Below are 26,471 nucleotides of genomic sequence, written 5' to 3' on the forward strand. Positions count from 1 at the left end.
CAGGTACCAAACAATAAAATTTAAGATGGATTACAAATTTGATTTGATGCTTCGTCTAAAGCCGCTTTGAGGGTTTCCACAAAAGTTTTGACTTCTTCATCGCTGAGCAAGACACCATTTTTCTTGGTGACAAAGAAAATATCCTCTGCACGTTCGCCCAAGGTGGCAATTCTGGCCGAATGGATATCCAGACCTTGCAGCATGAACAAGCCACCGATACGTGCCAGCAGGCCGGGTTGATCCAGCGTCGAAATCTCGACCATGTGTTGCTGCAAGGTCGGGTTCAGGACGATATCTACGGTATTTTGTACATCAAAGTGACGTAAATGACGTGGGATACGGCGTTGCATGATCCCTGGATACTGGTCGGAATGACTTAAGGCATCGACCAGAGCCGCTTTCACTTTGCATTCACGTTCTGGGTCTGTCAACAAAGTACCAAAACGATCCAGTACCAGATAAGTGTCCAGGCTGAATGAGGTTGAGGCGGTAATAATACGCGCATCCTGAACATCCAGATTCATACGGTCTAATACGGCCACTGTTGTCGCAAATAGGTTTGGCTGATCACGGGTATAGATAAAGATCTGCACCGCATCATCTGCTGCATTACGATGCGCACGTAATAATACCAAAGGTTCAGGATTATCGCCGTGTTGCAGAATCGCTTGGGTATGCCATGCAATTTCATTGGCTGATTCTTTGACGAAGTATTCATCGCCCAGCTCTTGCCAGACTTTCTCTACTTCAGCAAGGGAGAAGTCATTGACCAGGAGTTCGCTGGCCGCAAATTTGGTGTCTTCAATCAGCATTTGATAGTCGACTGGACGACCCAAGCCCGAACGGATGACATCACGCGCATAGGTATACAGTTGACGCATCAATGAGGCACGCCATGTATTCCAGAGTTTAGGATTCGTGGCATTAATGTCGGCGACTGTCAGGGTATAGAGATAATCGAGATGCTCCATATCCCCGACTTTTTCAGCAAAGTCTTTGACTTCATCCGGATCGGAAATATCTTTTTTCTGAGCCGTCAGTGACATCAACAGGTGATTGTTGATCAGCCATGCCACCAGCTTGCATTCACGTTCGGTAAAACCATGGGTGCGACAGAATTCAATGGCATCGATCGCGCCGAGTTCACTGTGATCACCACCACGGCCTTTGGCAATATCATGGAAAATTGCAGCCATATACACGATGTCATGGCGGGCAATACGCTGGAACACGGAACTGACCACCGGAAATTCTTTGGCAAATTCAGGTTCTTTGAAGCGGCTTAAATTACGGAGTAACAATAAAGTATGCGCATCGACCGTATAAATATGGAACAGGTCGTATTGCATCAAGCCGGTGATCTGTCCAAATGCGGGAATGTAATTGCCCAACACACCGTAACGTTTCATCGCGACCATGGTGTTATACAGATGCGGTGAACGGATAATCGACATGAACAGGGCCTGATGTTCCGGATTATCGCGGAAACGCTGGTCAATCCGTTTGGCAGCCAATACCAGCAGACGCAGGGTACGGGCACGAATCCCGGTAATTTCAGGACGATTTGCCAGCAGATAGAATAATTCCAGGATGGCAATCGGTTCTTCTGAAAAAACTTTATGATGTTGAACAGCCAATTTCCCATCGACAATTTTAAAGCGCTCATTAATATCGATAATGTGGCGTTCATAATCAGGTAGACGAGGCGTAATCACCGATTCATTGAAATAGGCCAGTAGCATTTCATTCAGGGTGGAGACCTGTTGCGCGGTACGGTAATAGCGCTTCATAAACTGTTCAACGGCAAAATTAACCGGTTGACCTTCTTCACGGACATAGCCAAATTTTGCGGCAATATCTCGCTGGTATTCAAATAACAGGCGGTTTTCATCGCGTTTGGCTAGACGATGTAACTGGGTACGGATTTCCCATAAAAAGCTTTCTGCTTCTTCAAGTACCCCAAGTTCAAACTCGGTAATAAATCCTAAATGCACCAGATCATAAATGCGATTGACACGGAAATGACGTTTGGCAATCCAGCCGATCTGATTGATATCGCGAATACCGCCCGGGGCATTTTTAATATCCGGTTCCAGATTGCTTTCCGTGTTGTTGTGTTGTGCGTAGCGTTTGGCCTGTTCAGCCATTTTGGCATCATAGAAAGTTTGATCCGTCCATGTCTGTGCCACGATACGACGCGGCCACTTTGCCAGTTGCGGATTGCCTGTAATGAGACGCGCTTCAATCAGCGTGGTCGCAACGGTCAGGTCATTAATCGCCTGTTCGACACAGTTTTGAATGGTCCGAACGCTGATGCCGGGTTTGAAATTACCGACATCCCATAAAGAAGAAATAAAGGTCGAAATGAGTTTTTCTTGTTCTTCACTGATTTCATCCTCAGACAAAATCATGATATCGGTATCCGAATAGGGCAGCATTTCATGACGGCCATAGCCGCCCACTGCAAATAGTCCCAATTCAGTCTGATTTAAACCCGCATGATTCCATAGAAAGATCAGTGCTTCGTCAATCGAGTCGGAACGCGCACCAATCACTTCACGAATGGGTTGCCCATTTTCATAACTCTCCTGTAATTGCTTTTCTACATCCGTTCGCCATTGATTAATGGCTTGAATATCATGATGACTGGTGACGTAGTTCAACAATGGAGATGTATTGATCATGAAAATGGGTCTACTCAATTCAGGTTAAGAGTTAGTGTGTACGCTCACTTGGTCTGCGGCTTGTTGGGCCAATTCACGCGCAAGGTCTGTGGTCTCAGCACGTGCAGTGGCAACACCCATACGACGGCGCTTAAAACCTTCCGGTTTTCCAAATAGGCGTAAGTCTGTATCTGGATTAGCTAAAGCAAGATTCAAGCCAGCAAAGCTGAGATTTTTGGCATCCACACCCGCATAGATCACCGCACTTGCCGCCACACTGTGACGGGCAGTATTCACAGGCAAACCTAAAATGGCACGGGCATGCAGTTCAAATTCGCTTTGGAATTGTGAAGCCAGCGTCACCAAACCGGTGTCGTGTGGACGAGGAGAAACTTCACTGAACCAGACTTTATCGCCCTTAATGAATAACTCAACCCCGAAAATACCACAGCCACCTAATGCAACAGTGACCTTATTGGCAATACGCTTGGCTTCTTGTAGCGCAGCTGGTGTCATTGCTTGTGGCTGCCAGCTTTCGACATAATCACCCGCATCTTGACGATGTCCAATCGGATCACAGAAATGCGTTTCAACTTCGCCCGTTTCGGGATTTTTGGCGCGGACAGTCAGTAAGGTAATTTCAAAATCGAAATCAATTTGCGATTCAATAATCACGGTACCCTGATTCACGCGGCCACCTTGCATTGCATACTCCCAAGCGGCATCCACCTCATCAAAGCTTTTTACGCGAGACTGGCCTTTACCAGAAGATGACATCACCGGTTTAACAAAGTTTGGATAACCTATATCGTCACAAGCAGCGCGGAAACTTTCTAAAGTGCTGGCAAAGCGATAAGCCGAAGTCGGGAGGCCAAGCTCTTCAGCAGCTAAACGACGAATCCCTTCACGGTTCATGGTCAGGTTGACTGCTTTGGCCGAGGGAATTACGGTTGCGGTTTTATTTTGTTCAATTTCAAGCAAGACTTCAGTGGCAATCGCTTCAATTTCAGGAACAATCAGGTTCGGTTTGATGTTTTCAATCAGTTGTTTTAATTCGGCTGGATCGGCCATATTCAGGGTATAAGCATAATGAGCGACTTGCATGGCAGGCGCATGATCATAACGATCTGCAGCATGAACTTCGACACCCAGACGTTGTAAAGAAATCACCACTTCTTTACCCAGCTCTCCAGAACCTAACAGTAAAACCTTAAATGCAGAAGATTGAAGTGGAGTTCCAAGAGTGACGCTCATGCGAATAATCCTATCCTGAGTAATTTGTGTTTAAGCATAGCAGAACTTTTTACGGAATTAAGCCCATATATCACAAAAAAACCTGCTTTTTGTCAGACAAAAATAACGGTTAAACAGCCCTTTGATTGATTTAGACATTGACTTGGTAATTTAGTTTTAATTCATCAGCATGCTGTCCACGAATGCCCCAGTTCACTTTGGGCGTCTCAAAAATGGTGATTTCAACGTCGTGGGGAGAGATTCCGCAGTGTTGTTGAATATAAGTAAAAAGTAACCGGATTAAACGTTTTTTTGCTTCATTGCTGCGGCCTTCAAACATGGAGATTTCAATAATCAGGTAATTTTCACTACGATCTTCTGGATAAATAAAATCACTGGTCGCAAGACTGATAAAACGCTGGAATTTCTTTTCGACTGGGTAATTCAGACTGTCTACCAGCGCTTGATGAATGGCATGGGATAGCTGGTTTCTAAACTGCTCAATGGTTTGTTGTAAGGCATAAATTTTAACTTGCGACATGAATATTCTGCTTCCTGATGTATTGTTTATTTGACTGATCACAATATAAAGCAAATAGGTCGCGAGAAAACCATGCCTCTGCATTGAATCAGCCCGCGTGCTATGCGTGATTAAAATGTCACAATGATTGAGAATTATTCCCAAATTGACTAGCATAATGGCCTTATGTTCCATCGGCGATCTGATATGACGAATCCAAACACGCGTGTAACAGCAATTCTGTTGTGTAGTGCCTTTTTATTGGCAGCTTGTGGTAACTCAGGCGATGAGCCAAAACAGAAGGTAGAGATCAAGCCAGCGCCAAAACTGAATAATGATGCAACCAGCTATGCCAATGCCGCATGGAAACTGATTAATGAAATTGATCCAATTGTTTATAACAAGCAAACGGCTGAAATTGAAGAGAAGGTCAGAAAGCCATTACGCCAGCTCAGTACCGATTGGCGGATTAATGTCAAAATGACCGATTCGGTGACTGAAGGGAAATATGCGTTGTGCCGTAAGGCATTGACCAGTCTGGATACCTGGGCACGTGATGTTAAAGATAAAGACAATGTATCTGCCCAAAAGCAGGCAGACTATGAGCGTGATAAAGCACAATGTAAAGATGCGATTGATAATCCGGCTTTAGGGAATACTTCTCCAAAGTAGGAGTGAAAAATGTATTTTCGTATCTTATCGGTTTTCTTGATGCTATTTGGTTTACTGGGAATAAATACCAGTTATGCGCAAGTAGAGTTCCATCTTGCCTATCAGCTGCAAATGCCGAAGACCAAGCCTGTACATTTTTCTAATGATAGTTCATTTCAATTTGTGAGTTTGTCTCCCTTTTTTACTGCCAATGAACTAGTCAATGCAAAGGCGATTCTTATTGATGGAAGCGCAGTTGTTGAAATTGAAATTTCAGCTTCTGCACAGAAAAAGTTTAATCAGTTGGCCAACAAAAATACGCAAAGCCAAGATCAAGGTCTATTTAATCAGTTGATTGGTTTAGGCGTTATGATTGATGGACAGCCAGGAACGGTTATACAAGGGGTTTATAGACCTATTTCAGATCGAAAATTATGGTGTTACCTAGTAGATGATCGCTTGCCCGCCAAGGAGCAATTGCGTCAGGCTAATAATATTGTCAAAAAAATGAAATTGGCCAAAGCTCCACGTTGAAATCATCTCATTAGCAATTTATCCCAGCTTGGATTGTTAGCTTTGGATAGCAGAATGTTGTTTCAATAAAAAAGCGAGATCATTGATCTCGCTTTTTTATGGTTAAAGTCATCAAACGGTTATGAGGTTTTGACTGTTTTTGCGGCTTCTTGTTTAGCTTTGCTTGCTGTGGTGCTGGCTACTTTTTTGCTGTCTGTTGCTGCCTTCATTGCATCATGTTTGGTCGTATCTTTCATTTTCGTCATGTCATGTTTGGCGGTTTGAGTGGTTTTGGCTGCTGCTTTCTTGGTTTTTACCACACTTGTTGCAACACATTTACCACCTTTGTGATTGGGTCCTGTACCGCCCTGGAGCTGAGTTCCTTTCGGGCAGGCAAATGCGCTAGCGCTAAGTACGGTAAATAAGCCTGCTGTTAGAATCGTTGCAATTTTTCTCATGATTGTCATCTGCATCGGGTAAGCGATAGTGCTTAGCCTTAATGTAAGCGTGTTGATGAGAGGAAAGCAGACTGATTTTGTGAAATATTTTAGAGCATGCGTAGCATTTTATAGTGAGAGTTTGTCTTTTAATTTAGGTTTAAGTTTAAAAGCATATTGCAAAAAATGCGGTGCTTATCAATTTAAAATACAAAAGTTCAGGCTTAGTCTTTTAGATAACCGACCGTTGCCAGTTTTCTGAGACCGTCTAAATCGATTACTACAATTTTTTTAAAGCCCAACTGAATCACACCTTGCTTTTCAAACTGATTCAGTTCGTGATTGATGGTTTGTCTGGAAACGGTCAGCATATTGGCCAGCTGGTCCTGTGAGATCTGAATGTTGAAATCTTGAATCGATGAACGGTTACCATAACCTTCCAAAATAAATAACAGCCGTTGCGCCAGACGCTGGCCAATACTTTGGGTTTGAATCGCAATATGTTCTAAAAATACATAGCGTAATTTTTGACTGGTGAGCAGGGCAAAGTAATACCAGTAATAGGGATTTTGTAGCAAGAAATCATGAAGTGGCTGCGCAGGTATTTGCAGTACCACACTTTTCTTCAATGCAATCGCGTCATGCGAGCGGGGTTGTCGGTCAATCAGGGAAATTTCGCCAAACCACATGATCGGTTCAGCAATTGCAGCGATGGCTTCGTTACCATTGACATCGATATAACCCAGACTAATCGAGCCTTCCAGTACACCATAGACCCCATCAAAACGATCTTGTGCGCTAAAAACAGCCGCATTTTTCTCAACAGTGTATTTTTTGCCATGTTCAAGAATAAAATTTTGAAAAGGCTCTGCTAAGTGGCTAAACCATGCATTTTGTTTTAAATGCTGAATATAAAGCGGCTCTAACACGATTATTCCTTGTTTAGAAAGATATCCATTTGTCAGCTACGTGACAACTTGCTCACGCTATTTGTTATAGATTAACAGCATAAACGAATGATATGAGGAAAGAAAAATGACAAATCTGGAACGTCTACTCAGCCAGTATGCAGCTTATCATCTGGATCGAAATAATATTGTGACCCATTTTGTGGGTATTCCTTTAATTGTTTTTTCTATTTTGTGTTTAACGGCACGTGCAGGTATCGAAATTTCTGGCTTTTCAATCACATTAGCCATGCTGCTCATCGTAGTAAGTAGCATTTACTATATTTCACTGGATAAGCTGTTTGGTGGCCTGATGTTGATTCTTTTTGTCTTGGCTTATCCCTTGGCCGTAAAAATTGCGGCTTTATCCATGTGGAGCTGGCTAGGGGCCAGTATCGGTATTTTTGTGGTGGGCTGGGTGTTTCAATTCGTGGGGCATTATTTTGAAAAGAAAAAGCCTGCTTTTGTTGATGATGTGATTGGTTTGGCCATTGGACCGTTATTTGTGCTGGCTGAATTCATCTTCTTGCTTGGCTTTCGTAAGCCATTACACCAGCAGATTTTAAAAGAAGCACACATGAAACGTGCGGAAATGGATATGAAGCCGCAGACCATATCTTGATGTGCTTAAATCAAATATACAAAGTCAAGCCAAGTCAATTAAGCTTGGCTTTTTCATTTATTAGATTTAAGGATTCTAAAAAAGTCATTCAGTTGCTAATCTATATTTATTCAAATGTGGTGGTCAGAATTAAAGAACACATGACAGGAATCTATGAATATTGGTCATTACCTTCCAAATTAAGTATTAAATGTCCCGCATGTCAGGCCAGGGCAGATTTTGAATTTGCACGATTGGCAAAGATACATCTGAAAAAAGATGTTGGTTACTTTCAATCTCATCCAGATTTTGAATACGCACGTTTTCAGGACTATTGCGGTAGTTATTGGCATGCTGCATTTTATTATCCGAATCTTTCTAGCAGAATTGAGCAAATTCAAGATATGCCAGAAGGCTATGATTCAACGGCTTGGAACACACGCTATTCGATGCAAAGTCGGGGTGGGGTAATCTGTGAGTCTTGTGGTTACAAACAAAAGCATGAACTGAACTGGCCGAATGATGCCTATTATGTAGTTATGTATAGGCATCAGCCCTTATGGGCATTTCATCGCGAAGCGGCAGTAGAGCTTTATGAGTATTTAAGTGAATCCTTACGGGATCACAAAAAATATCGTTATTCTTTCTTTTTATTACATATTCCGACAATCTTTAAGCAAAAAAAAGCGCGTCAATATGTAATTCGACAATTGCAAAAATTATTGAATTAATGGGCTATTAAAATTTTAGTTATTATTGTGCAAATAAAAAAACCGCCAATAAATTTCTCATTGGCGGTTTAGCTATCAGAATACTGACTTAGACGTTAAAACGGAAGTGCAAGACATCACCATCCTGAATGACATAGGTTTTACCTTCCAAGCGCCATTTACCCGCTTCTTTGGCACCATTCTCACCGTTAAATTGAATGAAGTCATCATAGGCAACACATTCAGCACGGATAAAGCCTTTTTCAAAGTCAGTGTGAATCACACCAGCTGCTTGTGGCGCAGTTGCACCCACTTTCACTGTCCAGGCACGAACTTCTTGTACACCCGCAGTGAAGTAAGTTTGTAGACCAAGCAGTTTATAACCAGCACGAATTACCACGTTTAGACCTGGTTCTTCCATACCCATTGCTTCAAGGAATTCAGCACGATCTTCATCTTCAAGCAATGAAATTTCAGCTTCGATCTGGTTGCAAAGTGGCACAACAATCGCATTTTCTTCAGCAGCGAGCTTTTGTACTGCTTCAAGATGCGGGTTGTTTTCAAAACCGTCTTCAGCTACGTTGGCAATATACATGGTTGGTTTAAGGGTCATTAAACCAAAACCACGCACTGCTTTACGCTCATCATCAGAAAGGTCAGCGGCACGTGCCGGTTTACCTTCATCAAGTAAAGGCTGGATTTTTTCTAAAACTGCTTTGGTTGCAAGCGCTTCTTTATCGCCACCTTTTGCCGCTTTAGTTAAGCGTAACAATGCTTTAGCAACGGTATCAAGGTCAGCTAGAGCAAGTTCGGTATTGATGGTTGCAATATCATCTAATGGATCAATTTTACCATTTACGTGAATGACGTTTTCATCTTCGAAGCAACGAACCACGTGTGCAATCGCATCTGTTTCACGGATATTGGCAAGGAACTGGTTACCCAAACCTTCACCTTTAGATGCACCTGCTACCAGACCGGCGATGTCAACGAATTCCATCGTGGTTGGTAAAATACGTTGTGGTTTTACGATCGCAGCAAGTTTGTCCAAACGTGGATCTGGTACGGGTACGATGCCTGTGTTCGGTTCAATGGTACAGAACGGAAAGTTTTCAGCAGCAATCGCTGCCTTTGTTAATGCATTAAATAATGTAGATTTACCTACGTTTGGCAGACCAACAATACCGCAATTAAAACCCATGAAACCACTCACAAATGTGTAATATAAAAATTGCTGCTGATTTTACATGAAAGCCATGACAAAGTCATGGCTAGAGTAGATGATCCATTCGGGCTTAAACTTTGCGTTTATCCAGTTGTTGGGCAATGTGATCGCCAGTGGCCTGCACCAACATGACCAAAACGATCAGGACTAAAATCACAGCAAGCATCACTTGCATATCAAAACGCTGGTAACCATAACGATAGGCGATATCGCCTAAACCGCCTGCACCTATTGCACCGGCAATGGCAGAAGAGCTGATCATGGTGACAATAGTCACGGTAAAACCTGCGATAATTCCGGGTAATGCTTCCGGGAGCAGCACGTGCCAAAGAATCTGCTTGCGATTACAGCCCATTGCTTGTGCTGCCTCAATCAGCCCTTGATCGACTTCGCGTAGACTGACCTCGGCAATACGGGCAAAGAACGGAATCGCGGCGATAGTCAAAGGTACAATTGCGGCAAGCACACCATAACTGGTTCCGACGATCCAGCGGGTAAACGGAATCAAAGCCACCATTAAAATCAGGAATGGGACTGATCGAGTGATGTTAATGATCCAGCCTAAGGACTGATTGATTCTCCTGGACGGATAAATGCCAAAATCGGCGGTGCTGACCAGAATCAAGGCAATCGGCAAACCAATCAAAAAGGCCAGAATCGCAGAAACACCAACCATAATCAGGGTATCGGTGGTGCCTGTCAGTAACAGATCAATGAGTTGATTGTACATAACCGATCACCTCAAGTTGTGTTATGGCTGGATGTTTTGCAAATTGGGGGCTGTTCAGATCGAATTCGAGATTGCCAATCCCAATGACTAAGCAACCAATGCTATGCTGCTGAATAGTATCAATCTGACTGTAATACACCTGAACGGGGCTGTTAAATCTATCCAGTAATTCATAAAAATCAGGCACCGATTTCGATTCACTGACATATTTCAGTTTTAAAAGCTGATGGGTACTTTGAGGCAGAATGGTTGGACTCAGTTCAAAAGGTAAATTTACCTGCTCAAAATTGAGTAATTCCTGTGTGATCTGTTGTTGCGGATTGGAAAATACCGACCAGACCTGCCCTGACTCAACGATTTCACCCTGATCAATCACGATCACCTGATCACAAATCTCCTGGATGACCTGCATTTCATGGGTAATCAAAACAATGGTTAAACCAAGGTCCTGGTTAATCTGTTTCAGCAAAGCCAAAATGTTTGCGGTACTTTCCGGGTCGAGTGCAGAAGTGGCTTCATCACACAGCAGGATTTCAGGTTGCGACACCAAAGCACGTGCGATACCGACACGCTGTTTCTGTCCTCCCGACAGTTGGGAGGGATAATCATGTCGCTTTGCATCCAAACCTACCAGTGTCAGGACATCACTGACCCGTTGCTCAATCTCAGCCTTGTCATAAGCTGCGATACGTAGTGGTAGAGCTACATTTTCCCACACCGTTTTGGCAGACATTAAATTAAAATGCTGAAAAATCATGCCAATTTTCTGTCGGGTCTTGATCAACTCGGCATGGCTGAGTTCAGCAATATTTTGCTGATGAATCAGAATACTGCCGGTATCAATGGGTTCTAGGCCATTTAAGGTACGCAGCAGGGAAGATTTACCTGCTCCGCTTTTTCCGATAATCCCAACAATTTGTGCTTTGGGAATATCAAGATGAATGTCTTTTAAGGCATGTAAGCGTTGGCCCTGTACATCATAAAACTTATTTAAACCGCGTATTTTCAGGTGTGGAACTGAAAAATCGACTTGTGAACCAAAACTCACCATCATCGTTCTCCTTATTTCCAGCCAGGGAACCACAACGTTGGACCGAAATCACTATCCAAGGCCGCTTTCACTTTTGGCGAGTTTTGATAAATCTCGACAAATTTCTGTAGCTTGTTGTCTTTGTCCTGATAGTCATCACGCACCACAAATAAAATCGCATAACGCTTATTGGTGTTGTCATCAAACAACAAGGCACTTTCAGGATCAGCCGTTTTGGCTAAACGTAAGTAATGCGGATAACCAAACGCGAGATCAACATCATCAATGGCACGTGCAGTTTGCGGTCCTTCAACTTCGGTAAATTTCAGGTTCTTCGGATTTGCGCTAATGTCTTTCAGTGCAGAAAGATGATTATTGCTGTCTTTCAGTTCAATTAACTTGGCTTGCTGTAAAAGGAGTAATGCGCGGCCCTGATTGACGGGATCATTCGGAATGGCAACAGTGGCGCCATTTGGCAGTTCCTCAAAGCTTTTATATTTTTTTGAATACAGCCCCACATGTGACGCCGCACCCGCAGCAAATGACTTTAACTTAAAGCCGGTTTCTTTAATGGCATTATCCAGAAAGGGCTGATGCTGGAAAAAGTTCGCATCAATATCGCCATGACTTAAGGTGATATTCGGGGTATTCCAGTCGGAAAACTCGACCAGTTTGACATTTAATCCCTGTTGTTTGGCTTCATCCGCTGCGACTTGAAGCGGATGGGCAAAAGAAGGACTGATTCCAATTACCAGTTCACTATTACTGCTTTGTCTATGTTTATTCCAGACCAGTAAGGCAATAATCGCAACAACAACGACCAGGCCAATACCGAGCCATTTTTTAGAGGCTGTTTGAGCCATATATTTCTCCAATTTTTTCTTTAATGTTAAGCACTAATTTCTTCAATTATTTTTAGGGTATCTGTGTTGTTATGCGGTCTACATCGGAACTGATCGGCAGGATGGCTGGCAGCTAAATGATCGCCTTGGGCAAAAAGCTTATTGCGTAATGAACCTGTGGCATATTCAGTTTTATACCGTCCACGTTGTTGTAACTCTGGAATGACCAGTCGAATGAAATCATGATGTGATTCAGGTGCAACCGTACGGGTCAGGTTAAAACCATCAATACCGGTCTGATCGAGCAGCTCAATGAGATATTTCGCAACCTCAGCACCACTCCCTACAATCAGGGGATAACGTCCACCCAGCACATGTTGGGCTTTTAGATCATTTTTGCTGATGCGCTGTTCTTTAAATTTCTCATTGACTGAAGCAATGCTATTGCTCTTTTGATACGGAATCGCTTCATCATCTGCAAACTTGGCAAGATCAATACCGACTGAACTGGCATAATGTGCTAAACCTGCTTCTGGGCTGGCATATTGACGATATTCAGCCAGTTTTTGCTGGGCAAGTTCATGTGTTTCAGCCACAACCACGGTAATGCCGACAAAGATTTTAATTGCATCTTCATCTCGACCTTGTTGCTGTGCTTGTAGTCGTATTTTATTGACTTGCTGACGAATCTTTTCGGGTTGATCACCGCCAATAAAAATACATTCGGCATGACGCGTGGCAAACTGTAGTCCTTTCGGTGAAGCCCCTGCCTGGAAGAGAGTGGGAGTCCGTTGTACCGATGGCGCAACCTGAAATACCCCTTGGCTTTGGTAATATTGCCCTTGATGATTGATCGAGTGGACTTTATTGGGGTCAGTAAAAACGCGTTGTTGTTTGTCTTTCTTTAAAGCATCATTTTCCCAGGAACCTTCCCAATATTGATAGCAAAGCTGTAAGAACTCCTCGGCCTGATCGTAACGCGCATCATGATCTTTTAAGCCTTTTTGTCCAATCAGGCGTTCGGCACTATCCAGATAGCCGGTGACAATATTCCAGCCCAAACGACCCTGGGTTAAATGATCGAGACTGGCAAAACGCCGTGCAAATTGGTAGGGCTGTTCATAGCTGAGATTGACCGTAACACCAAAACTCAAATTCTTTGTGACCAAAGCCATGGCTGAAATCAGGGTAGACGGATCATGGCTTGGCAGTTGAATTGATTCTTTCAGGGTCAGCTCAATACCATTTTGATAGACATCATAAACACCGGTAATATCGGCGAGGAATAGGCCATCAAACAGACCCTGTTCCAAGGTCTGTGCCAATTCAGTCCAATAATTCAGCTCATTAAAGCGATGTGACTGATCACGTGGATGTGTCCATAGGCCATGATTGATATGACCGACGCAGTTCATATCAAAGGCGTTCAGTAAAATTTTCTTGGCAGTGGTTTGCGTCATTATAATGTCCCCCGACGTGGAGGCAGAATGCCATTCAATACATAATTACCAATAAAGTAATATTTCCAACGTGCAGCATCATGCAAGGTGTGTACACGCGCATTACGCCAGTGACGGTCCAGCCCATCGGCACGTTGACTACCACGACTGCCCGCAAGTTCAATCAGTTTCGATGATGCTTTTAATGCAGTTTCGCTACTATGCGCACGAACTTTGGCAACATCAATTGAGGCTTTGGCTAAGCTTTCTGGATTGAGATCCTGTTTGGCAGCATCAACAGATCGAGCTGCCTGTTTGAGGAGTAATTCACTGGCTTTGACATCGGTTGCGACACGACCCAATTCAGATAGGGTTAAAGGATCTTGGGTTGCTGATTCAATATTGGCATCAATCCAGGGGCGAGCGACACGCACGCGTTGCAAGGTTTCCTCAAAGGCCGCACGGGCAATCCCGACTTCAATTGCAGCATGCATGATTTGAGCAAATGGGCCGACCAAAGATAGTTGCTTAAAGGCGGTATCAAACGGAATCACATCCTCTTTGGCAACAAAGACCTGATTAAACTTGACTGTGCCGCTGCCTGTAGTCCGCTGCCCAAAGCCAGACCAGTCATCAATCAATTCTAAACCTTGGCTGTCTCGTTGTACAAAAGCCAGAAACTCATTTCCCGCCTCATCCAGCACTAAGGTTGGAATACGATGGGCGAATAAACTGCCTGTGCAATAAAACTTTTCCCCTCGAATCAGATAACCGTTTTCGCTTGGAATCAATGTGGTTTGTTTATGTGCTGAGGTACGTGTTTTAAATTCAGCCAGCGCATTACCAAACCGTGCACCTTGTAATACTTCCTGATAGAGGCGCTGCTTTTGTGCTTCGGTACCGGTATTGCGTAATACTTCCAATGCATAAAAATGGTTTTGTGGAATTTGACCGATTGAACCATCCGCACCACTAAATAGGGCAATCACTTTGGCAACGGTAAGACTTGAAACCTCTGCACCGCCATACTGCTTAGGTACAGTAATCGCCCATAAACCTGACTGGCTATACGCTTCGATTTCGGTAAATGGCAAGTTGCGATTGGCATCACGTTCAACTGCGGCCTGTCTGAACTGTTGACTCAGTTGTGTAGCAATCTCCAATGCCTCTGCATCGCTTTGAATAATATGTGCCGCTTTTAAATGCGGCTTGGCAAAACCTTGTAATTCTTGATATGAGGTCATGATGATTTTCTCCTTAAATCCAGGCATGGCGGGCAGGGTGAGTACCATTCAGGTAATAGTCACCAATCGCATGGAATTTCCAACGCACAGGATCGTGTAGGGTATGCACACGGGCATTGCGCCAGTGCTGATCAAGATTATGTTGGCTCAGGCTGGCTCGGCTACCGCCAAGTTCGAGTAGTTTCTCGGAGATGTGCAGGGCTGCATCATTGGCATAGATTTTCGCCTCCGCGACCAAAATCGAAGCGCGGGCGGCTTGCTCGGCAGAAATCTCAGTGAGTTGATCCAGTTCTTCCAGATATTCGGCAGCATTGTCCAGTAATAAAATGGCAGCATCGAGCAGAATATTGAGTTTGCCAACTTCTTGTAAGGTGTAATGTTCCTCACTGGCTTTTTCTACACCTGCATCAATAACCGGACGCGCTTTACGCACGCTGGACAAGGTGTCATCAAAGGCAGCCTCGGCAATGCCAACATCAATCGCGACTTGTAACAGTTGAGAATACGCACCGCGAACATTTGGAGTATCCGCGATAATGCGTTCATCAAAAAATAAGGCCGGATCAGCGATGACGTTGTGGAGTTTAACTGTTCCACTGGCTGTGGTACGTTGACCGAAGCCGTTCCAGTCATTAATGACCTCAACGCCCGCAGCATGTCGGTCAATGATTGCCAGTACGGTATGACCATCTGGATGTAAGACACGGATGGCTAGCCAATCTGCAAAGCTGGTTCCTGTAGAGTAAAATTTTTCCCCGTTTAAAAGATATTGACCATTTTGCAACGTTAATGTGGTTTGAATCGCTTTGGTATCTTTGGAGTTTTTTTCAGGCCCGCCATTGGCAATCCGTTTACCTGCAAGGACTTCAGTATAGATAAACTGCTTTTGGGCATCTGAACCGGTGATATTGATAAAATTGAGTAGCCCGAACTGGTTTTGAGGAATCTGTCCAACATTGGCATCGGCTTTACTTAAAATACGGAACACGTGGGCCAAGGTTTTATTGGAAACAAAAGCCCCACCATACTGCTGTGGTACACGGATTCCACCAAGACCTTTTTGGCTAAACTGGATGATTTGTTCTGTAGGTAGTATACGGTTTTGATCACGTATATTGCGCTCTTCTAAGGCAAAGTCAGCAACTTGATAGGCAGCATTAATGGCCTGCTGATCATTTGAAATCAGTTGTATTTGCGCGTGGATCACTGATTGATTACTGGACATGTGAGCACCTCTAATAGATAAGAGGAACTTTACAAAAGTTTTACTTTTCCACTAAACCATCAGTTATGGCTTAATTATCACAATAATTATTAAGCATTTTTTATGAGAAAAATAACAGAAAAATAGATATATAATATTGATTAAAAACAGTTATTTAGTCGTGTTTGGTTTTTTATTGCTCAAAGGGAAACCGTATTTTCTATGAAAGAAATGAATAATCTCAACAGGAATATTTATAAAGCAAACTCGCCAAAATTAAAAAAGATCGAGCAAAAAGGACATTGTATTCATTGGCTTTTACTTCTAAAGTATGAAAAACCTTATGTTTGATCGAGTAGAAAAATAAATCTGGAGAGTCTATGCGGGTTTTATACCAATTTCCTTTATCTCACTATTGTGAAAAAGCTCGCTGGTTGTTAGATCATAAGGAATTGGACTATGTTGCACATAATTTGATTCCTGGTTTTCATCGCGCCTTTACCTTTCTTAAATCGGGGCAGTATTTACTGCCGATGTTGAAGGATGATAAACACTGGATTGCTGATTCAACCCAAATCGCTTTATATCTTGATACGACCTATCCTGAACATGCATTACTCAGACGTGATGAACAGTTGCGTGAACAGGCTTTGGAGATTGATAAGCTGGCGGATGAGCTGGGTGTACATGTCCGGCGCTGGTCTTTGGCGCATGCCTTATCAGTGGGTGATCATCCACTTGAAATCATGATGGGGGAACAGGGCTATTTACGACAGTTTGAAAAAATTTCCAAGCCGATCTTAAAAAGTCTGGTGTCAACCAATTATAAGTTAAGTCCTGAAAAAGTAGCACAATCCAAGTTACGCATGACCGAGCTGATTACCGATCTCAACCAGCGTTTGATTGATAATCAAGGACGTTATTTGGTGGGTGACCGTCTGGGGCTGGCTGATATTGCAGTCTGTTCAATTCTCGCCCCTTTACTGATGGTTAAAGGCACCCCTTGGGAGCTGGAGAATGATGATGTTGAACAGTTCAGTGGTGAGTTGAAACAATATTATGACGAATTGTCTGATTTACCGATTGGACAATATGTACAGCGTATTTATGCCACGGAGCGTAATGCACGCGTCGATTGGCGCGGGTTATAAGTAAATGATGCTGTAAAAAAGCCCTGATGCAATCATCGGGGCTTTTTTTATGAGAAAGAAAATAGAAAAACTGCCACAAAAGTAAAAAATTATTAGTGAATAAAATTAATTTTTAAAAGAAAATTCGTTTTAAGCTGAAAATAGTAGAAATTATTGCCAAATTTACTTTAAAAAAACTGAAAAGAGGGAAATAATTATAAAACGGCTTTGTTATCTTATGTTTCAGGGTGTGATGGGGATCGAAACGAGTTGTTCAGCTATTGGGAGATCAGTTGAACAGTTGCTCAAAAGGTCTTGTTTCGGCTTTGAGACAAAGATAAACCACAAGTTTATCGGAATCATGTTTGCGTTATCCATGCAGCATTGTCAAAAGTTAAACGAATGTTTTCCCTTGACCCTTAAAAATTACTGGTGGTAAACAGTTCCGAAAAAACCGAGATAACACATGAGGACTGTAAAATGGAATTAGACCGTTTTGATAAACAAATTCTTGAAATTTTGACCCATGAAGATGTCAATCTGAATGAGCTATCAGAACGTATTAACCTTTCGGTTAGTTCAGTGCATAGACGCATTAAAAATCTGATCGAATCCCAAGTGATGGGACAGCTCAAACGAGAAATCAATTTTAATAAACTGGGCTTTAGCCTACATATTCTTTTGCAGGTTTCATTGAGCAAACACGATAGTGAAACTTTTGATAAGTTCTTGCAGGAACTGGAAGATATTCCGGAAGTGACCAATGCATTCCTGGTGACCGGACAGAGCGCTGACTTTATCCTGGAACTGGTGGCCCGCAATATGGATGACTATAGTGAAATCCTGTTGCGCCGTATTGGAAAGATCGACAGTGTGGTGGCGCTGCATTCCAGCTTTGTGATTAAGGAATATAATGTCTTTAACTGCTATAAACTTTTAAACAAGCTATAAAAAATGCATCTAAACAGATGCATTTTTTACTCGGCAGAAAGGTTTAGGCATCAAGTTGCGCTAAAACCTCTTCAGAGAATTCAACGTTGGTATACACGTTTTGAACATCATCAAGATCTTCAAGCATATCAATCATTTTCATGATTTGTTTAGCTTGATCAATATCAGTGATTTCAGCTTTAGTCGATGGGCTCATCACAACTTCAGCGTTGTCAGATTTTAAACCTGCAGCTGTAAGTGCATCCTGAACGTCACCAAAGCTTTCCGGGCTGGTAATTACCAAGATACTGTCTTCATCAATCTCGATATCGTCAGCACCTGCTTCTAAAGCAACTTCCATGACTTTATCTTCTAAAGACACATCGTCAAAAGAAATTTCGCCACGTTTGGTGAACAGATAAGCCACTGAACCATTAGTACCCAAGTTACCATTGGTTTTTGAGAAACAGTGACGAACATCTGGCACGGTACGGTTCAGGTTATCGGTCATGGTTTCGACAATAACGGCCACACCGCCAACACCATAACCTTCATAGGTTACTTCTTTTAAATCATCATTATCTTCGCCGCCAGCACCACGCTGGATCGCACGGTTAATGGTGTCGCGTGTCATATTGACTGAAAGTGCTTTTTCGACAACAGCACGTAAACGTGGGTTGCTTGCAGCATCTGGTCCGCCTAAACGCGCAGCAGTTACGATTTCGCGGATGTATTTAGTAAAAACCTTACCGCGACTTGCATCTTGTTTAGCTTTACGATGCTTAATATTGGCCCATTTAGAATGACCCGCCATGGAAGTAACTCCAAAAAAATTAAAACTCAAAAAAGTGCAGGAATATTAGCATAGCCAAGGTTTTGTTGAAAACTGCCCGAACTGATATTCAAAATTTAAAATCTTGCTCAAGTATCAAAGATTGAACAAATAGACAGGGGCCATTAGCTAATTTTTACATCTATGTCGTATTCCGCATACAGCGCCTTGATCTTTTCCAGATCCTGTTGCAGTTCGGTCGGGTAGATTTTACCCAAAATGCCGCCTTGCTTGGTTCGGGCGTTGGCATACATCAGAATGATCGGTACATTGGCTGCTTTGGCGATATGCCAGAAACCGGTACGGATCGGTTTACGCGCTTCACCATCTTTAGCACGGGTTGCTTCCGGTGCAATCACCAGATTAAAACGATCATTCTGGTTAAATAGCTCCACCATTTGCGTGACAATATCTTTACTGGCTTTGCGGTCTACAGCAATGCCACCTAAACGTTGTAAAATTGGTTTTAATGGACCTTTAAATAATTCTTTTTTAATAAGCGTATGAATTTTAATCTCTAAAATTTCAAATAAAGCTAGAGAGAGGATGGTATCGAGATTAGAGGTATGCTCAAAACCGATAATGACTTGTTTATTCTCCAAGATTGCTGGATCAACGTTATATGTCCAACCTGTTGCTTTAAAAATAGATTTTCCTAAAAACTTTTTCATATCCATGATCATTGGCTGTGCGTGGTCGCAGTTTAATACGAGTTTTGAGGAAAATACATATCCGAAAACACCAGATAACAGTAATTTGGATGGCTTTAAAATGATCAAAACCGTGCAATATTTACTTTACTCATTATAGCCAGATCAGATAGAATCAGCGCAGTTTATGATTTTTAACACTTTTTTAGGTAGTTTGATAAAATCATCTGCTTGTAATTGAAGTTAAATTTGACTAAGATCAGGCAGCATTCATCATATCAATATGATGGAAATTTATAGGGCCTATAGCTCAGTTGGTTAGAGCAGCGGACTCATAATCCGTTGGTCCACAGTTCAAGTCTGTGTGGGCCCACCATATATATCAAGCACTTACATGTATTTATTGTAAGTGCTTTTTTAATGCCAGATTCCATGTAATCACTATGTAATCAGTAAGATAAAAAAAGGTGTGGTCATGTTTAGTATAAAAAAAAATGAAAAAACCAATTTTGAAATATCGAAAATTTTAGTTAAATTTAGTTGGAAAGATTGGATATTATTACCTACAGTGCTAGGAGGGGTAATACAATTTTTTATCCTAATTAGTATGGATTTTTCATTTATTAGGTTTTTTGCCATAGAGCAAGTTGTACCAGATGGTTTTCTTAGCTTACTAATAATTTTTTTCCTTTATGTTCTTGCCCAAAATTTATTTGAAAAAGAAGATTTTTTTCAAAAAATTACGTTAGGTTGGTGTAAGTCGAATATTCTAATTAATTTAATTAGGCCTATAACATTAATAGTTATTGAATTTACTATTATGATTTTACTATTTTTTAATCCTTTTGATTTAAATGTTAAAATAGTTAGTTTTATGACTATTTTGCTTAAGATATTAATAATACTGGCATTTTTAAGATCTTATTATATTGTTTTTTATTTATATTATTTTAAGGATAAAGTTTCTCCATTTGAAATTAATGATTCTGAATATATTGGTTTTTTAAAGAAATGGACACTTTCTTATATGAAATTAGGTTATTTTACACTCCCGGTAATCCTCTTTTTGATATTTTATTTCACTTCATCTAAAGAGTTGAAAACTATTTATACAGATTTTTTTGATTTCAAAAAACTCGAAAATCAAACATTAATTATTAAAAGATTAGCTGAAAAACAAAATATAAATGGGGAGCTTAAAGTGGAGTATTTCAACGGGAAATATGTTTTTATAAAAAATATCAGCAATGGTAATTATTTAGTAATTAAAGGAGAAGAGTTTGTAAACCTTTTAGATAATAAATAAAGGGGCCTAAGCCCCTATAAGATTACGAATATCTGTTAAACGCCATCTGGCTCCATTCTTTGTTAACACAGGCTTGAGATCGCCTTTTCCTGTGCTTGCCCAAACGCGAAGTGTATTTGGCTTATAACCCAAGATTGTTGCAGCATCTATTGAGTTGACTAAGCTTGCGCCAGATTCAATTAATTGCTGCAATTTTTCTTCTGGTTTTAATTGGATTTTTTGCATCTTATTTTCTCCAAGTCGCTTCTTTAAACTTTGCATTGGCTACGAGGGCCAGAATTTCTGACTCATTTACATTGTCGAAAATATGAGTCATATTGCCCCCGAACACAGTGAGTGTTCTGGTAATGGTGGAATAGTTGAATTTCATGATCGAACGCCTTGTTTAGCCATGTTGTCGATGTCTTTTCTAACGGCGTTTAAGGTTCTAGCTTCTATCTGCAAAAGGCTATCAATGCCCAGGTGCTCACAGACTGTTTTAGTATCCAGACCGCGCTCATCGATGAAACCAAGCAACTCATCGCGTTGAGCATTCGAAATACCTTGGAACTCAGGCTGACCGATCCACTTGTTTTGATTTTTATCAAAAGTGCACCCAAGCTCTTTAGACCGAGCAAGCATGATTTGGCGCATATTCTGGTAGTACATGTGGTCTTTGCATAAAGACTCAGTAAGCTGATTTAAATCGCCAGCATGCTCAGCTTCAACACAGCTCTGTTTCCAGTTCTCTAAATCTTCAACAGCCTTTGCTGTAGCCAATTGTTCAGGCGTGAGCGTGTTGAAGTCATGAAGGATCTAAGCGGTGTTTTATCTAAGATGCCTGCCTACCAAGCCAATGCTTATGCCAATTCCCTTGGTATCGATCAAAAAACCTTGCTGGCCATGCGTGACGGTAAATTCATGGCCAACATGGAAAAATACCAGAAGATCCAAAAAGAACTCGGCATGAACGATGACTTGGCTAAGTCGGGCAATGAGTTCATGACCGAATACCGTGATCTGACCATGATGACCAAAACTGGATTTCAGGTCATTGTCATGCAGGCGGGTAAAGCTTTAATTCCAATTTTGCGATTACTAAATCAATTAATCCAAGCCGGTATTCATGCATTCTCTCAACTGAATCCACAAATCAAGGAAGGTCTCGCCGTAGGTTTGCGCTTTGCAATGCTGATTCTGATGTTTGGGGCTATGGCCAAGTCCTTAGGTTTGCTGCTTAAGTTCATACCGGCCTTTAAAACATTCATCGGACTGCTCAAATTATTCCGACTGGCATTCCTGGCTTCCCCGATTGGAATCATTCTGGCGTTGGGTGCTGCACTGGCCTTGCTTTACGATGATTATAAAACGTGGAAGGAAGGCGGAAAGTCACTGTTTGACTGGTCAAAGTGGACCAATGGTATTGATACCATCATCAACAAGATCAAAGATTTTCTGGATATTCTCGATAAGATCAAGGATAAGACAATCGAGTTTGTCCAGAAGATTATTAAAGATCCAGCTGGTGCTTTAAAAGAGGTGGCTACGGAAGTTGATAAGGGTGTTAAAAAAACTGCAGAGACAGTTAACAAGGCTGTCGATAAGTACATTAATCCAGCCGATCCGAAGAAAGTAACCCCGACTCAGGATAAAGTGGCCAGTGTTACTGATTTTGCATTTTCATTGGTTGATAAGGGATTGGATTGGTTTGGTAATGCAGATGCCCAGACGCGTGTCGATCAGCGTGAACGTGGTGAAATCGGTTATCAGTCTGTTGCAACCGGTGCGGCAAAAGCTGCAGTTGGTGCCGTTAAAAGTGCCGTAGGTGGTGGCTCTTCGAAATATGCTTTCAGCTTTGGCCAAGATGTGGATGGTTATATTAAAGAATCATCTAAAAAATATGGAATTCCCGAGGATGTATTACGAGGGTTTGTCAAAATGGAGGCTGGATGGACCGGGAAAATGTCACCAACGGGTGCAATAGGAACAGGTCAATTTATTCAATCAACATGGAATGGATTAGCAGCTACTGAAGATGGTCAAGACATTGGAATGACTAAAATTGATAAATCTAATTTTAGAAAATCAAATGATCCACGTTATGACAAACGTATTAACACTTTAGCGACTGGTTTATTGGCCCAACAAAATGCCAAGATATTAAAGAAATATGGTTTACCTATTACAGGTGAAAACTTATATCTTGCTCATAATATTGGTGCAGAGACTTTTGCTAGGGCATTATCTGGAAATGGAGCATCAAAAAAAGGAATTTTGGCGATGCGTCAAAATGGAATGAAGGAAGGAGAAACTCCACAACAGTTTGTTTTACGACAAGCAGGTATATTTAAAAAACACTACAACACTGCAAACAAGCTTGCTGAAAATAGTGGAAATCTCACAAGTTCAGCATTTGATGTTAATAAATCATTAGGTACTTATGGTCCACCATCAGGCAATCCTCATAAGTCAATGGTTAATAACTCAGATAGTTTGACAGCAAGTAATGTTGTAGTTAATCAGACATATCAAACTGATATGACTATTAATGGTGCAAGCAATCCAATTGATTCTGCTAACGCAGTAAAGCGTCAGCAAGAGAATTCAATGGTATTTATGGCAAGAGGGGCACGCGGTGTCTTTATAGGTTAATTTGAATCAATATCAGACTGTAATTGTTCAGCTCTTTTATTATTCAAATCAACTATACAGTTTGAATGGTTATTCATTTCAGAGTGGTAGTTGCTGTATGTTCTGCAGTAACTATCGCGATATTTTAACCAATCTTTTTGAGAAGTATTGAGTTCAGTAAGTACTGTTGGATTGTATGAAATTTGCTCTTTAGAGATTAAGGATAATTGATTAAATTTATCTTGAACCTTTTTTAACGATTCTTTTTCATAGCAATCAGCGACCATAGCTGGATTTTTATATTTAAGCTCGCAATTTTGAGCGTATATAAATGAGCTAAAAAATGAAGTTGCTAGAATCAATATAAGTTTATACATAGCTTTATCTCTTTATTAGTTGAACATCTCTTTGAAGAATTCAATGCGGTGTTTATAAAGTATTGACTGGCAAGTTAAGTCATAGATGCCAGTAGCTGGGCTACCTTGTGTGTCAGCAACGACAAAATCACCGCATTGTTGTTCTTTGAATTTCAACCATGCTTTTTGAGCATCATCCAATTCATGTTTGGCTTCAGTTTGCGAATAGGCTTTTTTATAAACGAGGTTAAGCTCACTTTTAAGATTTTTTATTTCTTTATCTAACTTTTGCATATCCTCAAAACTACCTGCATAAGTTGAGCTACAGAAAGCCAAGGTGGTGAGGAGTAATAGTTTTTTCATTCTACGGAATCTCTAGTGGTTTCTACAATAGTTAGATTATCTGATTTATGGACCTTTTGAGTCTGTTCTAGTTTCTTATAATCTTCTTCAGTTGGGATGTATTCATGAGCCGCTTTTTCAGATCGCTCGGCTTCTACGGCTGCTTCAGCATCTCGTATTTGGTCGCTATTATCTTGGGTTGATTTTTCTTCCTGGCTTGTCGATGGTGAGCTGTTATCACTTTTTCTATCTTTGGCAATAAACACAGATATACCAATCATTACAACAACGATGAAGACAATTATTTTTACGATTGATCCTAGACAACCACCTTTAACGCTTGGGATTTCATTTTCAATAAAGAAATAATCACCGCACCCTTTGCACGAATAGCGCGTTGCCAATATGTTCGATTTGCTTGGGGTAACTCTTGTTTGCTTACTATTACAAGATGGACACCTTGGTCTTGAGTCGCTCAATGCTTTTTCCTTAAACTCTAGAAATTGCTGAAATTAAAACACATTTAAGCCTTTTAACAAAAATCTTAAAGGGTTTAACTATTTTAAATTCTTAAACCATATACCGCAGATTTAAAATACTTTAGAATCATAATTTCAGATAGTAGTTCTATGGGAGAACGAACATGAATTTTTCTTTTTTGAATAGGGCTAAACAACAAGAAAAAATGGATGAAACAACTAAAGGTTTTGTAGAAGCTATTGATGCATATCAAAAAGCTATGCAAGACGGCTTAGCGAAGTATAATGAAACTCGCGAAAAAGCTGAAGGAAATATCAAACGTGGCGCAAGAATTACAAGACATCGAATCAATCTTTGATTTCTTTTATTTAGATAAACTCAAAATTAATTCTTTTTACGCACAATTAACAGGTAATGGTGCGATTACTAGTAGAAAAAATACTAGTTCTACTTCTGATGATATGACCAGTGAATTTTCTGGGAGTGTACCTACAATAGCAACAGCGAAAACCTCATATAAAAATGGAGCTGGGCTTGGAAGCGAGGATGTCTTTGATGCTTCTGTAACTATGCCAAGAGAAATGATGGATCGTTTGGATGAATTGGGTTTTATTGGTTTCGACCTAAATGAAGAGCAATTGGGAAATTTAGTTTTATTAAAAGGTAAGCTTGGTGTTGTAGATATTGCTGGGATGAAAGATATATTAGATCCAGCTATTGAATTTGGTATAGGTCAAATGCCTGATTCTAAGCCCCATGAGAAAACAGCTAAAAATAATTTAAAGAAACTTATGAATCCTTTAGTAGCATTTATGAAAGGGATTCCATTTGCTTTGCAAGCACGTTTTTTTAATAATGGAAATATGGATGAAGAAGTCTGGATGACTTTGAGTCGAAGCGAGATGATAAATAGCGTACATGATCTCAATTTTAAACATGGCGATATCATGGCAGGTGAGTGGCATGTTTTAGGTGTATTAGATGCAATCCCAAATGATCAGGAACGTATTATTGAATCATCTAATGATGTGAATGAAATGGTTGAGACTTTCACTAAAATGATGAAAGAGCAATTTGGAAGACCAGCTAAGGCTTACGGAATGACCCCTATTGCTATTTTTAGAGTCTTAAAGCCACACAAGAAAGATTAAGAGTTTTTAGAAAATCAACCCACCTTTTGGTGGGTTTTTTTATAGGTGAAATATGTCAATAGGTACTTTAATTGATAGTGGCCTAGGCGCTGTCACGTCCTTACCAAATACAGAGATCCTTGGTTCGTTACTACTGTCTGGGCGTGGACGAACAATCATGGGCTTGTTTGCCGATGTAACTGTCGAAGAAAAGCATAAGGATGAGCTAAAAATTACCGAACATCCAACAGAAGTTGGTGCGGCCATTTCAGATCATGCCTATAAAGAGCCACCAGAGGTAACGATGAAAGTCGGCTGGTCGGAGAGTACCGGCACTCTTAACGGGTTTCTTGGTGAAACTATTTTGGGTGGTAATACAAGCTTGACTATCGTATATCAAACTTTGCTGCAGCTACAGGATCAGGCTTTACCGCTCATCATCTCAACCGGTAAGCGCCTATATACCAATATGCTTATTAAATCGCTGGCCTGTACTACGGATCTGCAGACTGAAAACGTCTTGATGATCGATATCACATTTAAAAAAGTGATTATGGTCAGTACACAAACAACTTTCATTGCCATCGAGAATCAGGCAAGTCCGGAAGCTACTGCAGGTGTAACAGACGGCGGAACGGTTCAGGCGAAACCACTCAATGAGTCGGCACTGAGTAAAACTACGGGTTTTATCAAATCAGTATTATTTGGTGAATAAA

Annotated in this window: 29 protein-coding genes, 1 tRNA gene and 1 pseudogene; 12 read left to right on the forward strand and 19 right to left on the reverse strand. The window is 41.2% G+C overall.

Translation table 11 applies throughout. The annotated features are described in order from the left end of the window. Positions 1–20: 20 nt before the first annotated feature. From glnD to MSG93_RS02880, 3 genes are all read right to left on the reverse strand, one after another. Positions 21–2,684 (reverse strand): [protein-PII] uridylyltransferase, encoded by a 2,664-nt coding sequence (gene glnD / locus MSG93_RS02870; RefSeq protein WP_324620486.1) that lies wholly within the window; start codon positions 2,682–2,684, stop codon positions 21–23. Between the two features lie 24 nt (positions 2,685–2,708). Then, positions 2,709–3,926: a formate-dependent phosphoribosylglycinamide formyltransferase gene (gene purT / locus MSG93_RS02875; protein WP_312050132.1), complete on the reverse strand. Its 1,218-nt coding sequence runs from the start codon at positions 3,924–3,926 to the stop codon at positions 2,709–2,711. A gap of 121 nt (positions 3,927–4,047) precedes the next feature. Further along, positions 4,048–4,437, reverse strand: a complete 390-nt coding sequence (locus tag MSG93_RS02880) for a tautomerase family protein (protein ID WP_312056546.1) — start codon at positions 4,435–4,437, stop codon at positions 4,048–4,050. 186 nt (positions 4,438–4,623) lie between these two features. Here MSG93_RS02880 and MSG93_RS02885 point away from each other — a divergent pair, with 186 nt between their 5' ends. After that, entirely contained in the window at positions 4,624–5,088 is a 465-nt protein-coding gene (locus MSG93_RS02885) for a hypothetical protein (RefSeq protein ID WP_324620489.1), read from the forward strand. 9 nt (positions 5,089–5,097) lie between these two features. Further along, positions 5,098–5,601 (forward strand): hypothetical protein, encoded by a 504-nt coding sequence (locus tag MSG93_RS02890; RefSeq protein WP_324620491.1) that lies wholly within the window; start codon positions 5,098–5,100, stop codon positions 5,599–5,601. A gap of 119 nt (positions 5,602–5,720) precedes the next feature. On the opposite strand, the gene MSG93_RS02895 is transcribed toward MSG93_RS02890, so the two are convergent. Beyond that, positions 5,721–6,038: a hypothetical protein gene (locus MSG93_RS02895; RefSeq protein WP_199972640.1), complete on the reverse strand. Its 318-nt coding sequence runs from the start codon at positions 6,036–6,038 to the stop codon at positions 5,721–5,723. Positions 6,039–6,241: 203 nt separating this feature from the next. Continuing rightward, positions 6,242–6,946: a Crp/Fnr family transcriptional regulator gene (locus tag MSG93_RS02900; protein ID WP_324620494.1), complete on the reverse strand. Its 705-nt coding sequence runs from the start codon at positions 6,944–6,946 to the stop codon at positions 6,242–6,244. Positions 6,947–7,052: 106 nt separating this feature from the next. On the opposite strand from MSG93_RS02900, the gene MSG93_RS02905 reads away from it, so the two are divergent. Beyond that, a complete protein-coding gene (locus MSG93_RS02905; RefSeq protein WP_324620496.1) occupies positions 7,053–7,586 on the forward strand; it encodes a DUF962 domain-containing protein in 534 nt (177 codons plus the stop codon). A 140-nt stretch (positions 7,587–7,726) separates the two neighbouring features. Beyond that, the gene (locus tag MSG93_RS02910) at positions 7,727–8,296 is read left to right on the forward strand and encodes a hypothetical protein (RefSeq protein ID WP_324620649.1); all 570 of its coding nucleotides are present in this window, start codon (positions 7,727–7,729) and stop codon (positions 8,294–8,296) included. An 88-nt stretch (positions 8,297–8,384) separates the two neighbouring features. Here MSG93_RS02910 and ychF read toward each other — a convergent pair whose 3' ends face one another. From ychF to MSG93_RS02945, 7 genes are all read right to left on the reverse strand, one after another. Further along, positions 8,385–9,476: a redox-regulated ATPase YchF gene (gene ychF / locus MSG93_RS02915; RefSeq protein WP_324620498.1), complete on the reverse strand. Its 1,092-nt coding sequence runs from the start codon at positions 9,474–9,476 to the stop codon at positions 8,385–8,387. 94 nt (positions 9,477–9,570) lie between these two features. Beyond that, positions 9,571–10,230: a methionine ABC transporter permease gene (locus MSG93_RS02920; protein WP_009515246.1), complete on the reverse strand. Its 660-nt coding sequence runs from the start codon at positions 10,228–10,230 to the stop codon at positions 9,571–9,573. Then, entirely contained in the window at positions 10,211–11,281 is a 1,071-nt protein-coding gene (locus tag MSG93_RS02925; RefSeq protein WP_324620650.1) for a methionine ABC transporter ATP-binding protein, read from the reverse strand. The genes MSG93_RS02920 and MSG93_RS02925 overlap by 20 nt, the downstream gene beginning before the upstream one ends. An 11-nt stretch (positions 11,282–11,292) precedes the next feature. Continuing rightward, on the reverse strand, positions 11,293–12,123 hold the full coding sequence (locus tag MSG93_RS02930) for a MetQ/NlpA family ABC transporter substrate-binding protein (RefSeq protein ID WP_324620502.1): 831 nt from the start codon (positions 12,121–12,123) through the stop codon (positions 11,293–11,295). A 26-nt stretch (positions 12,124–12,149) separates the two neighbouring features. Beyond that, complete coding sequence (locus tag MSG93_RS02935; protein ID WP_324620504.1) at positions 12,150–13,562, reverse strand: LLM class flavin-dependent oxidoreductase; 1,413 nt, start codon at positions 13,560–13,562, stop codon at positions 12,150–12,152. Next, positions 13,562–14,785 carry an SfnB family sulfur acquisition oxidoreductase gene (locus MSG93_RS02940; RefSeq protein WP_324620506.1) on the reverse strand — a complete coding sequence of 408 codons (1,224 nt, stop codon included), beginning with the start codon at positions 14,783–14,785 and terminating at the stop codon, positions 13,562–13,564. Before MSG93_RS02940 ends, MSG93_RS02935 begins: the two co-directional genes overlap by 1 nt. A 13-nt stretch (positions 14,786–14,798) precedes the next feature. After that, positions 14,799–16,010, reverse strand: coding sequence for an SfnB family sulfur acquisition oxidoreductase (locus MSG93_RS02945; protein WP_324620508.1), 1,212 nt, complete (start codon positions 16,008–16,010; stop codon positions 14,799–14,801). A gap of 359 nt (positions 16,011–16,369) precedes the next feature. On the opposite strand from MSG93_RS02945, the gene MSG93_RS02950 reads away from it, so the two are divergent. After that, positions 16,370–17,140, forward strand: a complete 771-nt coding sequence (locus MSG93_RS02950; protein ID WP_005285169.1) for a glutathione S-transferase family protein — start codon at positions 16,370–16,372, stop codon at positions 17,138–17,140. A gap of 459 nt (positions 17,141–17,599) precedes the next feature. Next, complete coding sequence (locus MSG93_RS02955) at positions 17,600–18,070, forward strand: Lrp/AsnC family transcriptional regulator (RefSeq protein WP_004771770.1); 471 nt, start codon at positions 17,600–17,602, stop codon at positions 18,068–18,070. Positions 18,071–18,113: 43 nt separating this feature from the next. On the opposite strand, the gene MSG93_RS02960 is transcribed toward MSG93_RS02955, so the two are convergent. Both MSG93_RS02960 and MSG93_RS02965 read right to left on the reverse strand, forming a co-directional pair. Further along, positions 18,114–18,863 (reverse strand): YebC/PmpR family DNA-binding transcriptional regulator, encoded by a 750-nt coding sequence (locus tag MSG93_RS02960; RefSeq protein ID WP_005285173.1) that lies wholly within the window; start codon positions 18,861–18,863, stop codon positions 18,114–18,116. Between the two features lie 143 nt (positions 18,864–19,006). Next, on the reverse strand, positions 19,007–19,552 hold the full coding sequence (locus tag MSG93_RS02965; protein WP_262764799.1) for a 1-acyl-sn-glycerol-3-phosphate acyltransferase: 546 nt from the start codon (positions 19,550–19,552) through the stop codon (positions 19,007–19,009). Positions 19,553–19,830: 278 nt separating this feature from the next. Here MSG93_RS02965 and MSG93_RS02970 point away from each other — a divergent pair. Both MSG93_RS02970 and MSG93_RS02975 read left to right on the forward strand, forming a co-directional pair. Further along, positions 19,831–19,907 (forward strand) — tRNA-Ile (locus MSG93_RS02970). A gap of 99 nt (positions 19,908–20,006) precedes the next feature. Next, positions 20,007–20,837, forward strand: a complete 831-nt coding sequence (locus MSG93_RS02975) for a hypothetical protein (protein ID WP_324620513.1) — start codon at positions 20,007–20,009, stop codon at positions 20,835–20,837. Between the two features lie 6 nt (positions 20,838–20,843). Here the strand turns inward: MSG93_RS02975 and MSG93_RS02980 are convergent, their stop codons facing one another. Together MSG93_RS02980 and MSG93_RS02985 are read right to left on the reverse strand one after the other, a co-directional pair. Beyond that, positions 20,844–21,062 (reverse strand): hypothetical protein, encoded by a 219-nt coding sequence (locus MSG93_RS02980; protein ID WP_009515247.1) that lies wholly within the window; start codon positions 21,060–21,062, stop codon positions 20,844–20,846. Between the two features lie 141 nt (positions 21,063–21,203). Beyond that, positions 21,204–21,617, reverse strand: a pseudogene (locus tag MSG93_RS02985) (AAA family ATPase); the annotation flags it as partial. A gap of 6 nt (positions 21,618–21,623) precedes the next feature. On the opposite strand from MSG93_RS02985, the gene MSG93_RS02990 reads away from it, so the two are divergent. Beyond that, on the forward strand, positions 21,624–23,468 hold the full coding sequence (locus tag MSG93_RS02990) for a phage tail tape measure protein (protein ID WP_324620516.1): 1,845 nt from the start codon (positions 21,624–21,626) through the stop codon (positions 23,466–23,468). On the opposite strand, the gene MSG93_RS02995 is transcribed toward MSG93_RS02990, so the two are convergent. The 3 genes from MSG93_RS02995 to MSG93_RS03005 are packed head-to-tail and all read right to left on the reverse strand — an operon-like array spanning position 23,465 to position 24,549. Further along, on the reverse strand, positions 23,465–23,824 hold the full coding sequence (locus MSG93_RS02995; RefSeq protein ID WP_324620518.1) for a lysozyme inhibitor LprI family protein: 360 nt from the start codon (positions 23,822–23,824) through the stop codon (positions 23,465–23,467). The two genes, MSG93_RS02990 and MSG93_RS02995, sit on opposite strands and share 4 nt — an antisense overlap. 15 nt (positions 23,825–23,839) lie before the next feature. Next, positions 23,840–24,166 (reverse strand): lysozyme inhibitor LprI family protein, encoded by a 327-nt coding sequence (locus MSG93_RS03000; protein WP_324620520.1) that lies wholly within the window; start codon positions 24,164–24,166, stop codon positions 23,840–23,842. Continuing rightward, a complete protein-coding gene (locus MSG93_RS03005; RefSeq protein ID WP_324620522.1) occupies positions 24,163–24,549 on the reverse strand; it encodes a hypothetical protein in 387 nt (128 codons plus the stop codon). Before MSG93_RS03005 ends, MSG93_RS03000 begins: the two co-directional genes overlap by 4 nt. 239 nt (positions 24,550–24,788) lie before the next feature. Between MSG93_RS03005 and MSG93_RS03010 the strand changes: the two genes are divergently transcribed. Genes MSG93_RS03010 through MSG93_RS03020 form a run of 3 tightly spaced genes read left to right on the forward strand, consistent with a single transcriptional unit; the run spans position 24,789 to position 26,470 of the window. Beyond that, a complete protein-coding gene (locus MSG93_RS03010; protein WP_324620524.1) occupies positions 24,789–24,983 on the forward strand; it encodes a hypothetical protein in 195 nt (64 codons plus the stop codon). Further along, positions 24,946–25,776 (forward strand): DUF6414 family protein, encoded by an 831-nt coding sequence (locus MSG93_RS03015; RefSeq protein ID WP_324620526.1) that lies wholly within the window; start codon positions 24,946–24,948, stop codon positions 25,774–25,776. Before MSG93_RS03010 ends, MSG93_RS03015 begins: the two co-directional genes overlap by 38 nt. A gap of 52 nt (positions 25,777–25,828) precedes the next feature. Next, a complete protein-coding gene (locus tag MSG93_RS03020; protein ID WP_324620527.1) occupies positions 25,829–26,470 on the forward strand; it encodes a phage baseplate protein in 642 nt (213 codons plus the stop codon). The last annotated feature ends 1 nt before the right edge of the window (position 26,471 follow it).

The sequence above is a fragment of the Acinetobacter sp. IK40 genome, assembly GCF_035615075.1.
Lineage (GTDB): Bacteria > Pseudomonadota > Gammaproteobacteria > Pseudomonadales > Moraxellaceae > Acinetobacter > Acinetobacter courvalinii.